The sequence below is a fragment of the Shinella zoogloeoides genome (assembly GCF_030733845.1).
Classification (GTDB): domain Bacteria; phylum Pseudomonadota; class Alphaproteobacteria; order Rhizobiales; family Rhizobiaceae; genus Shinella; species Shinella zoogloeoides_C.
The window spans coordinates 766183-779545 of sequence record NZ_CP132311.1 but is presented as its reverse complement, the minus strand read 5'-3'; the positions used below and the strand labels follow the sequence as shown (position 1 = coordinate 779545).

Genomic DNA, 13363 nt, shown 5'->3' with positions numbered 1-13363 from the left:
ACCGCCCAATAAAAAGCGGGCGCACGGCTTCCGCCGTCGCCCGCCGCAAGACCGGTCGAAGGATCAGAGAAGGCTGTCGATGAGGGCCGACATGGAGTCAACCGACATGTCTCCCGAATAGCGCTTGCCGTTGATCAGGAAGGTCGGGGTCGCTGCGATCCCGAAATCCTTGGCACCGCGTTCCCGTACCGCGTTCACATCATCCAGAAGCTTCTGGTTCGTCAAGCAGGCCTGGAAGCTCTCCTGTGTAAAACCGGCCAGCTTGGACATCTGCATGAGCGCTTCGCGGCCATCCTGGGCGGCGGCCCAGGTTTCCTGCTGCTTCATCAGCATGGAGATCATCGGGAAATACTGCCCCGCCTCGGTGAGCTTCGTGGGGTCCTGCGGGTTGCAGCGGGCCAGCATGAAGGCAGCCGCGGCGCGCGGATCGAACGGGAACTCGCGCACGATGAAACGAACCTTGCCGCTATCGACATACTTCGTCTTGATGGCATCGAAGGTGTTGTTGTGGAAGGTCGCGCAGTGCGGGCAGGTCGTCGACATGTATTCGACGATGGTTACCGGCGCATTCGCCTCGCCGAGCGCCATGTCCGGCAGCGCGCCGGGCTTGAGCACTTCCGCCATGTCCACGTCGCCCTCGGCGGACGGGATCTCTGCGGCAGGCTTCTGCTGCGCCGTCTCGGCGGCGGGCGTGGTCGTCGTCGTGGTCGTGGTCGTGGAGGTCTCGGTCGTCGTGCCCGTGGACGTCGCCGGCGTCGAGCTTGCGCTTTCGCCCGTCGTCTGGGTGGTTTCGGGAGCCTTGGCGGTCTCCTCCTTCTTGTCGTCGGAGCAGGCAGCCAGCGTCACGGCGAGCGCCGCGACGGCAACGCCGGAGAAGAGGCGCTTCATCAGGCTCATTTCGGAAAGGGACATGGTCTCTCCTGTCGGAAGGGATGGGGAATTCTTGATCTCTCGGCGCAATCGCGGATGAAGCGCTGAACACTTCCCCGCAATTGCTGTCAGCACCCCCGTTATACCTGCTTTGGGGCGGGAACAAGCGGAGTTAAGGCGAGTAACTTCAAAGAATTGTGACCGTTCGATGATTACGGATAAGCTAGCGCCGGCGGCCGATCACCGCCGTGCCGAGCCGCATGAGGGCCGCCTTCAGCGCCTCGCCCTCGATGCCGACCACGAGGTCGTCGAGATGGCGCGCGGCCTCGCCGGTCAGCGGGCGCGGCTTGGCACGCCGGGGCGGGCCGGCCGAAACCGGCTTCTGCACGATCCGCACCTGGTTGATCGCCGGGAAGCCGAAGAAGCCGTTGATGCGCTGGATGATCTCGCCCTGCTGGTGGCTGAGAAAGAGCGCGCGCGCGCCCTCGCAGGCGATGGTCAGCACGCCGGGCTGGTAGCCGCCGCCCTCGCCTGCCATTTCCGCGGCGCGGCGCGGCCAGGCGATGCGTTCGGGCCGGGTGCATTCGGCAAACTGCGAGCCGGCGATCTCGTCCCACGAGCCGAGCAGCATCGTGTTGATGCCGGCGCGTTTTGCCAGCACCGGATCGATGAGGGCATTGGCCACTTCACTAATCTGGACGATGCCGCGCCGCTGCTTTTCGGCCTTGTTGTTCACGTTTCACCTTACTCATGTTTTCGTGGTTCCGTAGGCAGGCTTCTGCTGGAACCGCGACGGGAAAATATTCCTTTTTCCTGCGCGAAGCACCTTGAAGATCGCGGACCACTCCGCCAGTTATAGATCAATTGCGAGAAAAGTGTGCAGCGGTTTTGCGCCGGCAACTGCATCGACATACAGGGTCGCGACGATCCCCATCAGGCAAATCATGACCCAAGCCCACCGGACAGCGGCGCCCGCCGATCTCATCCTTGCCTGGTACGACCGGCACCATCGCGACCTGCCCTGGCGGGTCAGCCCGCCCATGGCGGCGCGCGGCGTGACGCCCGACCCCTACCGCATCTGGCTTTCCGAGGTGATGCTGCAGCAGACGACCGTCGGCGCGGTGAAGTCCTATTTCGCGCTCTTCACGTCGCGCTGGCCGACGGTGAGCGACCTTGCCAATGCCGACACCGAGGACGTCATGAAATCCTGGGCGGGTCTCGGCTACTATGCCCGCGCCCGCAACCTCAAGAAATGCGCCGAAGCCGTCGCCTTCCAGCATGGCGGCGTGTTTCCCGATACGGAGGACGGGCTGAAGACCCTGCCCGGCATCGGCGACTACACGGCGGCGGCCATCGCGGCCATCGCCTTCAACCGGAAGAGCGCGGTGCTCGACGGCAATGTCGAGCGTGTCATCTCCCGCCTCCACGCCATCGAGACGCCCCTGCCCGCGGCAAAGCCCGAAATGCGCACGCTCGTCGCCGCGATGACGCCGGCGGACCGGCCGGGCGACTTCGCGCAGGCGATGATGGACCTCGGCGCGACGATCTGCACGCCGCGCCGGCCGGCCTGCGCGCTCTGTCCGCTCAATGCGGACTGTCGCGTGCTCGGCCGCGAGGACCCCGAACTCTACCCGCGCAAGGCCGCGAAGAAGGAGAAGCCGGTGCGGCTCGGCGCGGCCTTCGTCGCCGAGGACGAGACGGGCGCGGTGTTCCTGCGCAAGCGGGAAACGAGCGGCCTTCTCGGCGGCATGACGGAAGTGCCCGGCAGCGCCTGGACGGCGCGCATCGACGGCGAGACGGGGACGGCCGCGGCGCCCTTCCCGGCCGAATGGCAGGCGAGCGGCACCGTCACCCATGTCTTCACCCATTTCGAGTTGCGCCTCACCGTCTACCGTTCCAAGATATCGCGGATCGCGGATGCGGGCGAAGGATGGTGGCAGCCGAAGGAGACGCTCGACGGCGAGGCGCTGCCGACCGTCATGAAGAAGGCAATAAAACAGGCCATACCCGACGCATTTCAAAAGGCGAGGAAAGCATGAGCAGCATCGAAATCCGACACATCGTCTTCGACATCGGCAGGGTGCTGATCCACTACGATCCGCATATCCCGTTCACCCGCCTCATTCCCGACGATGCGGAACGCAACTGGTTCTTCGCCAATGTCTGCACGCACGACTGGAACCTGGAGCAGGACCGCGGGCGCAAATGGGAAGACGCCGAGGCGCTGCTGATCGAGGCGCATCCCGATCGCATCGAGCATATCCGCGCCTTCCGCAAATACTGGCACGAAATGGTCTCGCACGCCTATGTCGAGAGCGTCGCCATCATGGAGACGCTGATCACCGAAGGCCGCGACGTGACCATGCTCACCAATTTCGCGGCCGACACGTTCAAGGAAGCGCGCAAGCTGTTCCCCTTCCTCGATATGCCGCGCGGCGTCACGGTTTCCGGCGAGGCCGGGCTCATCAAGCCGGACCTTGCGATCTACGAGAAGCATGCCCGCGATTTCGGCCTGTCGCCGGCCCATACGCTCTTCATCGACGACGCCCCCGCCAATGTCGAGGGCGCGCGGCTTGCCGGCTGGAACGCCGTGCTGTTCACCGATCCGGAAAAGCTGAAGAGCGACCTTGCCGCCCATGGCATCACGCTCTGATACCCCTATCGATTTCGACCCGGTGCAGGCGGTGCGCGACTACCACGCCGCCATCGCCGCCCTCGACTTTTCGGCCATCAGTGCCTTCTTCGCCGATGATGCGGTCTACCGCTCGGCCGGCACCGGCGGCTCCATTAAGGGCCGCGCGGCGATCCTCGATGCCTTCCGCCGCTATTTCGAGGAATTTCCCGACCAGCGGGCGGAGGATTCGCTGGTCGAGCGGGTGTCCCCTCGCGCGGCGCGTTCGCTCTGGAGCCTCGTGGCGACGAGCCGGCATTCCGGGCTGGTCTCCCGCCGCTCGGGCGAGGAGACAGTGACCTTCGACGCGAAGGGCCGCATTGTGCGCGTCGATGTCGATGACCGGGAAACCGAAACGCCCGGAGCCTTGTGAGCTCCGGGCGTTTTCGCATTTCCGGGACTGAAGGTACAAAAACCGGAAAAGCGATATCCTGCCTGCCTCGCCGGTTGATCGGCCCTGGCTTTCCACAACGATTTCCGTTGCTTGGCCTGATGTGTTTGCTCGATCACAGTAAGCGCCCGATGGTTAACATCACCTGAATCGAAGCTGCCGAAGTTGGGGTTGCTGCTGTAAAAAACTTGGACTTTTAAAAGCCACAGCCCCCGGTGCAGGGACACCGGAGGCCGCGGCTGGAGAAAGGTTTTTCGGGTGGGCTGCCGGCTATTCGAGGCCGGCCATTCCCGAGCGCACGACGGCACGCAGCGCGTCGATCGGCTTCAGCTCGGCGCCTTCGGCATAGTGCCAGAAGGTCCAGCCGTTGCAGGCATCGAGCCCCTGCACCCTGGCGCCGACGCGATGGATCGAGCCGGCCTCGTTACCTGAAGCGAGCGTGCCGTCGGCGCGCACGATGGCGCTGTGGCGGCGGCGCGCATCCGTCAGCACGGTGCCCGGCTGGATAAGGCCGCTTTCGATCAGCGTGTTGAAGGCGACGCGCGGTTCGGCCTTCTTGCCGCTCATCACGGAAAGCGTGCCGCTGCCGAGCGGCTCTACCGCCTCGATGCGTTCGCGGGCGGCATCGATATAGGCCTGCTCGCGCTCGATGCCGACGAAATGGCGGCCGAGGCGCTTGGCGACGGCGCCGGTCGTGCCGGAGCCGAAGAACGGATCGAGCACCACGTCGCCCGGCTTGGAGGAGGCCATCAGGATGCGGGCGAGCAGGGCTTCCGGCTTCTGCGTCGGATGCACCTTCTTGCCGTCCGCGCCCTTCAGGCGCTCGCCGCCGTTGCAGATCGGGAACAGCCAGTCCGAGCGCATCTGCACGTCGTCGTTGGCCGCCTTCATGGCGTCGTAGTTGAAGGTGTAGCCCTTGGCCTTGGGGTCGCGCGTCGCCCAGATCATCGTCTCGTGCGCGTTCTGGAAGCGGCGGCCCTTGAAGTTCGGCATCGGGTTGGTCTTGCGCCAGACGATGTCGTTGAGGATCCAGAAATTGAGATCCTGCAAGGTCGCACCGACGCGGAAGATGTTGTGGTAGGAGCCGATGACCCAGATCGTGCCGGAGGGCTTCAGCACGCGGCGGCAGGCGAGCAGCCAGGCGCGCGTGAAGGCGTCGTAGGCCTCGAAGGAGGAGAACTGGTCCCATTCGTCGTCGCAGGCATCGACCAGGCTCTGGTCCGGCCGGTGCAGCGCGCCGCCGAGCTGGAGGTTGTACGGCGGGTCGGCGAAGATGACGTCGACGGACTGGTCCGGCAGCGCCTCGAGCGCGGCGACGCAATCGCCTTTGATGATCGTGTCGAGCCAACCGCTCTTGCGGGGCGAACGGGAGACGTCTGCAAGCGAAAGAACAGATGGCATTTTATACTCGCTGATACGCTTACTCGGAACGGAACTTGATGGTGCACATGGTTACCGAAGATGGTTACCAAAGGCTGAAGGGTTTGGAGAAAAAGCGAAAACCGTCTTGCAACGGGACCTTGCGATCAATTCAAGCAAGAGCGAATAGACGCCCTCCCCCACACGTTTTCCGGGGGACAGGGCCACGTCGCCAAGGACGGGGACGGCCGGATTTTCCGGAAAAGGGGAGGACAATCGTGCGACTGAAAGCCGTCTTCATGCTTGTGGCGGGGCTTCTTGCCGCCACCGAGGGCATCGCCGCCGACAAGACGATGATCGTGCTCGACGCCTCCGGCTCCATGTGGGGCCAGATCGGCGGACGATCCAAGATCGAGATCGCGCGCGAGACGCTGGGCACGGTGCTCAAATCGGTGCCTGACGGCACCGAGCTTGGCCTGATGGTCTACGGCCACCGCGAGAAGGGTTCGTGCAGCGATATCGAGCTGGCCGTGCCGCCGGGCGCGGGCACGCAAAACGCCATCACCGCCTTCGTCAACGGACTCAACCCGAAGGGCAAGACGCCGCTGACGCAATCGGTCGAGCAGGCGGCCGACATCCTCAAATACACCGAGGACAAGGCGACCGTCGTGCTGGTGACGGACGGGCTGGAGACCTGCGAGGCCGATCCTTGCGCGCTCGCCTCGGCGCTCGAAAGCAAGGGCGTCGATTTCACCACCCATGTCGTCGGCTTCGGGCTGACGGCGGAGGAAGGCAGGCAGGTCGCCTGCCTTGCCGAAAACACCGGCGGCAAATATTTCCAGGCCGCCGACGCCGCCCAGCTCGTCGCGGCGCTGACGGAAACGGTGGCGGAAGCGCCGATGTCCAAGCCGAAAGAGGAGGTTGCTGAGGCAGTGCCCGAGCCCGAGCCGGCGGTCGAATTCAACACCGAGCTCGACAGCGTGCTTTCCGAGGGCGGCCCGTCGCTCGGCGAGAACAGCGACGTCTTCTGGCAGATCTACAAGGCGGACGCGAACGGCGCGCCGGCCGGCGACTATATCGAAAGCCAGTACAAGGGCGCCTATTCGGGCAACTATCCGCCCGGCAGATACGTCGCCGTCGCCACGCTGCAAAGTGCGATCAAGCGCGAGGTGCCCTTCGAGGTGAAGGACGGCGAGGTGGCGAAGCCCTTCGTCAACTTCGATGCCGGCCGGCTGATCATCAAGCCGAAGCGCACGCCGCAGGAGGCAGAGGCCGATCCCGATGCGGCGGTGGAGATCGCGTTCGGAGACTATTCCACCACCTATTACGGCACGGCGAAGTTCTATGCATCTGCCGGCGAGGTGAGGCTCAACGGCTCCATCGGCCCTTCCAAGGTGACGGAGACCGTCACGGTCAAGGCGGGCGAGACGCTCGAGCGTGACCTCGTCATCGGCTCGGGCATCGTGCTCAACAAGGCGGTCTATGCGGAAGGTGGGCCGGACGTCGATTCCCGCGACGTGTTCTTCGAGGTGGTGGAGGCAAAGAAAGCCATCGACGGCAACCGCAAGAGCGTGGCCTACACCTACGGCACCGGCACCAAGCTCGACGTGCCGGCCGGCGATTTCGTGCTGACGGCCAAGCTCGGCTCGGCGACGGGCGAAATCCCCTTCACCGCGAAGGCCGGCGAGATGCAGGAGGTCGTCGTCAACATGAATGCCGGCGTGCTGGCGGTCACCGCGCCCGGCGCTGCCAGCGTGGAAATCCTCAGCGCCAAGAAGGACATCCAGGGCAACCGCAAGTCCATCGCCACGCATTACGGCGCCGAAGTGCAGGATACGCTTCCGACCGGCGACTATGTGCTTCTCGTCAAATACGAGGGCGACGTCGCGCCGAAGGAGGTGACTGCCACGGTGAAGGCCGGGGAGCGCTCCGAAGTGGCCGTGCAATAGGCCATGCAGCGGCCCGCTCCGGCGGGCAGCCCTGCATCAGGCCGCGTGGAAGGCCCGGCTGTCGCCGGGCGCCTCGTCGCGGTCGTTGAGGCCGTAGTCGCGCAGGACGCTGGCGATGCGCAGGCGATAGGCGTCGAACACGACATCGCGGCCGAGGGACTGGGCGGCGCGATGCTCCTCGGTGTTGCGCCAGGCTTTCACCGCCGCCTCGTCGCGCCAGAAGGAGAGCGAGAGCAGCCGCGTCGGGTCCGTCAGGCTGCGGAAGCGCTCGATGGAGATGAAACCCTCGATGTTTTCGAGCAGCGGGCGCAGGTCCCGCGCCGTATCGAGATAGAGGTCCATGCGGCCAGGCGCCGGCACCACTTCGAAGATCACCGCGATCATGGCATCACCCTTCGCGCATGGGGCAGCGAGACGTTTTTCAGGAAGATGCGGTCTTCCTTGAGGATGAAGCGCTCCTTGCGGGAAAAATCGTAGTTCTCGCGGCCGAGCGGATCGGCGAGAAGCCGAGCGCGATAGGCCTCGTAGGCGGCGAGGCTTTCGATATTGTAGACGCCGTAGGCGGTGGTGGAGGAACCCTCGTGCGGGCCGAAATAGCCGATCAGGTCGGCGCCGCAACGCGGGATCGCCTCGCCCCAGTTGCGGGCATAGGCGGCGAAGGCGTCCTTGCGGAACGGGTCGATCTCGTAGCGGATGAAGCAGGTGATCATGGTCTGGTCCTCGTTTTCGATGCTCCCTTTTCCCACATTGCCGAACACGAATGCTTCGGCTATCATCGAACTATGAAAGAAGGCCCCGACATCTCACAGATCGGCGCGCTGATCGGCGACCCCGCCCGCGCCAACATGCTGACCGCGCTGATGGGCGGGCAGGCGCTGACCGCCACGGAGCTTGCCGGCGCGGCCGGCATCACCCTGCAGACGGCAAGCTCCCACCTCTCCCGGCTGGAGGGCGGCGGGCTGATCGCCCAGCGCAAGCAGGGCCGGCACCGCTATTTCGCGCTGGCCGACGACGAGGTGGGGCTGCTGCTTGAGGGCATCATGGGCTTTGCGGCCAATCGCGGGCTCATGCGCAGCCGCCCCGGCCCGAAGGACCCGGCGTTGCGCAAGGCGCGCGTCTGCTACAACCACCTCGCCGGCGATTTCGGCGTGCGCATGCTGGACCGGTTGGTCGCGGGCGGCGACGTCACGCTCGACGGCGACGAGGCCATGCTGACGCCGTCCGGCGAGTCGCGCGTCGGCGCGCTCGGCATCGATGTCGCCGCCCTCAAGGCGCAGCGCCGCCCCGTCTGCCGCACCTGCCTCGACTGGAGCGAGCGGCGCTCGCATCTTGCCGGCTCGCTCGGCGAGGCGATCCTCGCCCGCTTCATCGAGGACGGCTGGGCGAAGCGCGAGAAGGACAGCCGCGCCATCCGCTTCACCGGCGAAGGCGAGCGGCGGTTCCTGGCGCTGTTTCCGGGGACGAGTGCCCTCATCGACGGTATCAGCGGATAGGAAGACCCTCTCTGCCTGCCGGCATCTCCCCCACAAGGGGGGAGAACGCAAGCCGCCTGCTCCTCATTCCCGATTTTTACGCCGAGCGTGCCGCACGTTAAGTCCCTCCCCCTTGTGGGGAGGGGTTGGGGAGGGGCTTTTATTCCAAGGCGCCTTCATCACGCGCCGCAGCCCCCACGCATAGCTCTATCCCGGAATCGGCGATTGTTCCGCAAGGCCCTTTCGTGTAGGGAACCGGCGGCTTCATGGGCGCGTGCGCCCCATTGTTCTTCTGCAGTTCCCCTTGCCGGAATTGCCCCTTTGAAAGACGGCAGGTCATGGACGGTTTCGATCTCATCATCTTCGACTGCGACGGCGTTCTGGTCGATTCGGAAATCATCGCGGCGGAAGTGGAATCGCGGCTGCTCACGGAAGCGGGCTATCCGATCGGCAGCGAGGAGATGGGCGAGCGCTTTGCCGGCATGACCTGGCACAACATCCTGCTGACCATCGAGCGCGAGGCCGCCATTCCCCTCTCCGCCTCGCTGCTCGACAAGTCGGAGAAGCTGCTCGATGCGCGGCTTGCCGCCGAGGTAAAGGTGATCGACGGCGTCAAGGCGATGCTCTCGCGCATCCGCAAGCCCTATTGCATCTGCTCGAACTCGGCCTCGCACCGCCTGGACATGATGCTCTCCAAGGTCGGCCTGAAGGAGATCTTCGCGCCGCATGTCTATTCGGCCAAGGATCTCGGCCCGGATCGCGTCAAGCCGAAGCCGGATATCTTCCTGCACGGCGCCAAGCAGTTCAACGCCGATCCGGCCCGCACGCTGGTGATCGAGGATTCGGTGCACGGCATCGCCGGCGCCCGCGCCGCCGGCATGCGCGTCGTCGGCTTCACCGGCGCCTCGCACACCTATCCCTCGCATGCCGACCGTCTGACGGAAGCCGGCGCGGAAACGGTGATCTCGCGCATGAGCGAATTGCCGGAGATGATCGCCGCGCTGGCCGAATGGCGCGAGGCGATCTGATCCTGCCCATCGGCAAAAACAAAGGCCGCGGAAGCATTTCCGAGGCCTTTCTCATTTCAGGGAATTGAAATCCTACTTCCTCTTCTTCGCCGGGCCGTCGTCGAAGCCGATATAGACCCGCAGGAAGCCGCCGGAGCCGCCCGGAAGCGCGACATCGGACTTGGTGAAGATGAACTGGCCTGCGCCGCTATCGGCGGGAATGGTGACCGGTTGCTGCACGACTTCCGAATAGACCGTGTTGCTGCCATCGGACGCGGTGACGCGGATCGGCACGTTCACCGTGGAGCCGGCCGCGCCCGCCGGACCCGTCACGATGCGGCCCTGCACCATCACCGTCATCACGAGCTGGTTCTCGTTCATCACGCACTGGCGCGTCGTGTCGGCAAGCGTCACCTGGTAGGCGAGGTTCTGCGGATCGTCCTTGGCGCCCTTGCCGTAGCGCTGCAGCACGGCCGTGCCGTCGCGCAGGTAGACCTGCGGGCACGAACCCTGCACCACGGCCACCTGCGTCTGCTGCTGGTGCGCCGTCTCGAGGCCGGACGGATCGCTCGTCACGCCGAGATCGGCAGGCTTGTCTGTCTGGTTGCAGCCGGCGACGACGGCGAGAAGGGAAATGCCGAGAAAGCGGCGGATGGTCATTCCAAACACGTTACTTCAACCCCTGCAATCAGGCCCCGCCCCCGGCGTCCAAGCCTTTCGGAACTCGTTTTACGGGCCTTTTCACGACCCCAGGCGATGGTCTATAGCAGCGGCGCGGGGAAAAATCGATTGTCGAATGAAACCGCCCGCAGAATTTCGAACAGGCCCTTCTGCTCGCCAGTCGGGCAGGACGCAACGGCATTTGCAAATCCAAGGACGCCTGAACGTGGATTATGTTTCGACCCGGGGCGAGGCCCCTTCCCTCGGTTTCTCCGATGCGCTTCTGGCCGGCCTTGCCCGCGACGGCGGGCTCTACGTGCCACGCAAATGGCCGACATTCTCCAAGAAGGAGATCCGGGCGCTGCGCGGCAAGTCCTACCAGGAGATCGCCTTCACCGTGCTCTCCCCCTTCGTCGAGGGCGACGTTCCCGCCAAAGACTTCCGGGCGATGATCGACGAGGCCTACGCCACCTTCCGGCATCCGGCGATCGCGCCGCTCGTCCAGACCGGACCGAACTCCTTCGTCATGGAGCTCTTCCACGGCACGACGCTCGCCTTCAAGGACGTGGCGATGCAGCTTCTCGCCCGCCTGATGGACCATGCGCTGGCGAAACGCGGCGAGCGGGCCACCATCGTCGGTGCCACTTCGGGCGATACCGGTGGGGCGGCGATCGACGCGTTCGCCGGCCGCGAGCGCACCGATATCTTCATCCTCTTCCCGGAAGGCAAGGTCTCGCCGGTGCAGCAGCGCCAGATGACCACCTCGACGGAAAAGAACGTCCACGCGCTCGCCGTCAAGGGTAATTTCGACGACTGCCAGAACCTCGTCAAAGCGATGTTCAACGATGCAAAGTTCCGCGACCGGGTGAAGCTTTCCGGCGTCAACTCGATCAACTGGGCGCGCATCATGGCCCAGATCGTCTACTACTTCACGACGTCGGTCGCGCTCGGCGGGCCGGACCGCAAGATCTCCTTCACGGTCCCGACGGGCAATTTCGGCGACATCTTCGCCGGCTACGCCGCCAAGCGCATGGGTCTGCCGATCGACAAGCTCGTCATCGCCACCAACGAGAACGACATCCTCGCCCGCACGCTGAAGACCGGCCGCTACGAGATGAAGGACGTCAAGGCCACCACCTCGCCCTCCATGGACATCCAGATCTCGTCGAACTTCGAACGGCTGCTGTTCGAATCGCACGGCCGCGATGCCGGCGCCGTCCGCCGGGCCATGGCGAGCCTCAAGCAGTCCAACGCCTTCGACATCGAGGAGAACGCGTTGAAGGCGATCCGCAAGGAGTTCCGCGCCGGCCGCGCATCCGAAAAGCAGGTCGCGGCGACGATCCGCCAGACGCTTGCCGACACGGGCTACCTGCTCGATCCGCATTCGGCGATCGGCGTCTTCGTGGCGGCAAAGCACGAGAAGGCGAACGCGCCCATGGTGACGCTCGCCACCGCCCACCCGGCGAAATTCCCCGCCGCAGTAAAATCGGCATGCGGTATTGACCCGGCGCTTCCGACGTGGCTTGCTGACCTCATGCAAAGGGAGGAGCGGTTCGACGTCCTCGATGCGGAACTCGATGCGGTTGAAGGCTTCATCGGGAAACATACGCGGGTTCGAGGCTAGAAACGCAGAAAGTGCGCATGATGAAAGTTGAGTGCACCCGGCTCGCATCCGGGTTGACCGTGGTGACGGAAAACATGCCCCATCTCGAGAGCGTCGCTCTCGGCGTATGGATCAAGTCTGGGTCACGCAACGAAACCGCGGACGAGCACGGCATCGCCCATCTTCTGGAACACATGGCCTTCAAGGGCACGGAGCGCCGCTCCGCCCGCCAGATCGCCGAGGAAATCGAAAATGTCGGCGGCGAGGTCAACGCCGCCACCTCGACGGAAACCACCTCCTACTATGCCCGCGTGCTGAAGGACCACGTCCCGCTCGCGGTCGACATCCTCGCAGACATCCTGACGGAATCGGTCTTCGACGAGGACGAGCTTCGCCGCGAGAAGCACGTCATCCTGCAGGAGATCGGCGCGGCGAACGACACGCCCGACGACGTGGTCTTCGACAAGTTCTCCGAGGTCGCCTATCGCGACCAAATCATCGGCCGCGCCATCCTCGGCACGCCGGAAACCGTGCTCTCCTTCTCGCCGGGCGAAATCCGCAGCTATCTCGACCGCAATTACACGACGGACCGCATGTTCGTCGTGGCGGCCGGCGCGGTGAACCACGAGGAATTCGTGCGCCAGGTCGAGGATCGTTTCTCCAGCCTGCCGACCGCGCCCAAGATCTCTCCGGTCTTCGAGCCCGCCCGCTATACCGGCGGCGACATTCGCGAGACGCGCGACCTGATGGACGCGCAGGTTCTTCTCGGCTTCGAGGGCAAGGCCTATCACGCCCGCGACTTCTACTGTTCGCAGATCCTCGCCAACATCCTCGGCGGCGGCATGTCCTCCCGCCTCTTCCAGGAAGTGCGCGAGCACCGGGGCCTCTGCTACTCGATCTATGCGTTCCACTGGGGCTTTTCCGATACCGGCATCTTCGGCATCCACGCCGCGACCGGCGGCGAGAACCTGCCGGAACTGATGCCCGTCATCTTCGACGAACTGAAGAAGTCGTCCGAGACGATCGAGCAGCAGGAAATCGAGCGCGCCCGCGCGCAGATCCGCGCACAGCTGCTGATGGGCCAGGAAAGCCCGGCCGCCCGCGCCGGCCAGATCGCCCGCCAGATGATGCTCTACGGCCGTCCTATCCCCAACGAGGAGCTGATGGAGCGCCTCGCCGGCATCACCATCGAACGCCTGACGGACCTTGCCGGCCGCCTGTTCTTCGACACGGTGCCCACGATCTCGGCCATCGGCCCGCTGGACCATCTCGTGCCGACCGGCGACATCGCGCGCTCGCTGTCGCGCGCCTCGGTGCCGGACCGCGCGGCGAGCTGAGGCTTCGCCAGCGAATTCCACGCAAAACAAAACCCGCCTTGCGG

At 64.9% G+C, this 13363-nt stretch carries 14 protein-coding genes; 8 read left to right on the top strand and 6 right to left on the bottom strand.

Translation table 11 applies throughout. From position 1 onward, the window contains the following. Window positions 1-63: 63 nt before the first annotated feature. Both Q9316_RS04780 and Q9316_RS04775 read right to left on the bottom strand, forming a co-directional pair. Window positions 64-912, bottom strand: a complete 849-nt coding sequence (locus tag Q9316_RS04780; protein ID WP_306034094.1) for a DsbA family protein — start codon at window positions 910-912, stop codon at window positions 64-66. A 181-nt stretch (window positions 913-1093) separates the two neighbouring features. Beyond that, window positions 1094-1606, bottom strand: a complete 513-nt coding sequence (locus tag Q9316_RS04775) for a DUF721 domain-containing protein (RefSeq protein WP_306034093.1) — start codon at window positions 1604-1606, stop codon at window positions 1094-1096. A gap of 208 nt (window positions 1607-1814) precedes the next feature. Here Q9316_RS04775 and mutY point away from each other — a divergent pair, with 208 nt between their 5' ends. The 3 genes from mutY to Q9316_RS04760 are packed head-to-tail and all read left to right on the top strand — an operon-like array spanning window position 1815 to window position 3914. Continuing rightward, a complete protein-coding gene (gene mutY / locus Q9316_RS04770; RefSeq protein WP_306034092.1) occupies window positions 1815-2909 on the top strand; it encodes an A/G-specific adenine glycosylase in 1095 nt (364 codons plus the stop codon). Further along, window positions 2906-3523 (top strand): HAD family hydrolase, encoded by a 618-nt coding sequence (locus tag Q9316_RS04765; protein WP_306034091.1) that lies wholly within the window; start codon window positions 2906-2908, stop codon window positions 3521-3523. The genes mutY and Q9316_RS04765 overlap by 4 nt, the downstream gene beginning before the upstream one ends. Further along, the gene (locus Q9316_RS04760; protein ID WP_371877958.1) at window positions 3507-3914 is read left to right on the top strand and encodes a nuclear transport factor 2 family protein; all 408 of its coding nucleotides are present in this window, start codon (window positions 3507-3509) and stop codon (window positions 3912-3914) included. The genes Q9316_RS04765 and Q9316_RS04760 overlap by 17 nt, the downstream gene beginning before the upstream one ends. Window positions 3915-4202: 288 nt before the next feature. Here Q9316_RS04760 and Q9316_RS04755 read toward each other — a convergent pair whose 3' ends face one another. After that, window positions 4203-5333 carry a site-specific DNA-methyltransferase gene (locus Q9316_RS04755; protein ID WP_306034090.1) on the bottom strand — a complete coding sequence of 377 codons (1131 nt, stop codon included), beginning with the start codon at window positions 5331-5333 and terminating at the stop codon, window positions 4203-4205. A gap of 236 nt (window positions 5334-5569) precedes the next feature. Between Q9316_RS04755 and Q9316_RS04750 the strand changes: the two genes are divergently transcribed. Further along, window positions 5570-7240: a vWA domain-containing protein gene (locus tag Q9316_RS04750; RefSeq protein ID WP_371877957.1), complete on the top strand. Its 1671-nt coding sequence runs from the start codon at window positions 5570-5572 to the stop codon at window positions 7238-7240. 36 nt (window positions 7241-7276) lie between these two features. Here the strand turns inward: Q9316_RS04750 and Q9316_RS04745 are convergent, their stop codons facing one another. Both Q9316_RS04745 and Q9316_RS04740 read right to left on the bottom strand, forming a co-directional pair. After that, on the bottom strand, window positions 7277-7624 hold the full coding sequence (locus tag Q9316_RS04745; protein WP_306034089.1) for an antibiotic biosynthesis monooxygenase family protein: 348 nt from the start codon (window positions 7622-7624) through the stop codon (window positions 7277-7279). Then, window positions 7621-7950, bottom strand: coding sequence for an NIPSNAP family protein (locus Q9316_RS04740; RefSeq protein ID WP_306035211.1), 330 nt, complete (start codon window positions 7948-7950; stop codon window positions 7621-7623). The genes Q9316_RS04745 and Q9316_RS04740 overlap by 4 nt, the downstream gene beginning before the upstream one ends. Window positions 7951-8022: 72 nt before the next feature. On the opposite strand from Q9316_RS04740, the gene Q9316_RS04735 reads away from it, so the two are divergent. Then, complete coding sequence (locus Q9316_RS04735; protein ID WP_306034088.1) at window positions 8023-8733, top strand: ArsR/SmtB family transcription factor; 711 nt, start codon at window positions 8023-8025, stop codon at window positions 8731-8733. Between the two features lie 317 nt (window positions 8734-9050). Beyond that, entirely contained in the window at window positions 9051-9740 is a 690-nt protein-coding gene (locus Q9316_RS04730) for an HAD family hydrolase (protein ID WP_306034087.1), read from the top strand. A 72-nt stretch (window positions 9741-9812) separates the two neighbouring features. On the opposite strand, the gene Q9316_RS04725 is transcribed toward Q9316_RS04730, so the two are convergent. Beyond that, window positions 9813-10379 (bottom strand): hypothetical protein, encoded by a 567-nt coding sequence (locus tag Q9316_RS04725; protein ID WP_306034086.1) that lies wholly within the window; start codon window positions 10377-10379, stop codon window positions 9813-9815. A 226-nt stretch (window positions 10380-10605) separates the two neighbouring features. Here Q9316_RS04725 and thrC point away from each other — a divergent pair, with 226 nt between their 5' ends. Then, on the top strand, window positions 10606-12003 hold the full coding sequence (thrC, locus tag Q9316_RS04720) for a threonine synthase (RefSeq protein WP_306034085.1): 1398 nt from the start codon (window positions 10606-10608) through the stop codon (window positions 12001-12003). A 17-nt stretch (window positions 12004-12020) separates the two neighbouring features. Further along, window positions 12021-13319, top strand: coding sequence for a M16 family metallopeptidase (locus Q9316_RS04715; RefSeq protein WP_306034084.1), 1299 nt, complete (start codon window positions 12021-12023; stop codon window positions 13317-13319). Window positions 13320-13363 lie beyond the last annotated feature (44 nt).

Excerpts from the sequence above, each read along its gene's own strand:
- Q9316_RS04780 (WP_306034094.1), bottom strand. The coding sequence starts at position 912 with ATGTCCCTTTCCGAAATGAGCCTGATGAAGCGCCTCTTCTCCGGCGTT.
- mutY (WP_306034092.1), top strand. The coding sequence starts at position 1,815 with ATGACCCAAGCCCACCGGACAGCGGCGCCCGCCGATCTCATCCTTGCC.
- Q9316_RS04765 (WP_306034091.1), top strand. The coding sequence starts at position 2,906 with ATGAGCAGCATCGAAATCCGACACATCGTCTTCGACATCGGCAGGGTG.
- Q9316_RS04760 (WP_371877958.1), top strand. The coding sequence starts at position 3,507 with ATGGCATCACGCTCTGATACCCCTATCGATTTCGACCCGGTGCAGGCG.
- Q9316_RS04755 (WP_306034090.1), bottom strand. The coding sequence starts at position 5,333 with ATGCCATCTGTTCTTTCGCTTGCAGACGTCTCCCGTTCGCCCCGCAAG.
- Q9316_RS04745 (WP_306034089.1), bottom strand. The coding sequence starts at position 7,624 with ATGATCGCGGTGATCTTCGAAGTGGTGCCGGCGCCTGGCCGCATGGAC.
- Q9316_RS04740 (WP_306035211.1), bottom strand. The coding sequence starts at position 7,950 with ATGATCACCTGCTTCATCCGCTACGAGATCGACCCGTTCCGCAAGGAC.
- Q9316_RS04735 (WP_306034088.1), top strand. The coding sequence starts at position 8,023 with ATGAAAGAAGGCCCCGACATCTCACAGATCGGCGCGCTGATCGGCGAC.
- Q9316_RS04730 (WP_306034087.1), top strand. The coding sequence starts at position 9,051 with ATGGACGGTTTCGATCTCATCATCTTCGACTGCGACGGCGTTCTGGTC.
- Q9316_RS04725 (WP_306034086.1), bottom strand. The coding sequence starts at position 10,379 with ATGACCATCCGCCGCTTTCTCGGCATTTCCCTTCTCGCCGTCGTCGCC.
- Q9316_RS04715 (WP_306034084.1), top strand. The coding sequence starts at position 12,021 with ATGATGAAAGTTGAGTGCACCCGGCTCGCATCCGGGTTGACCGTGGTG.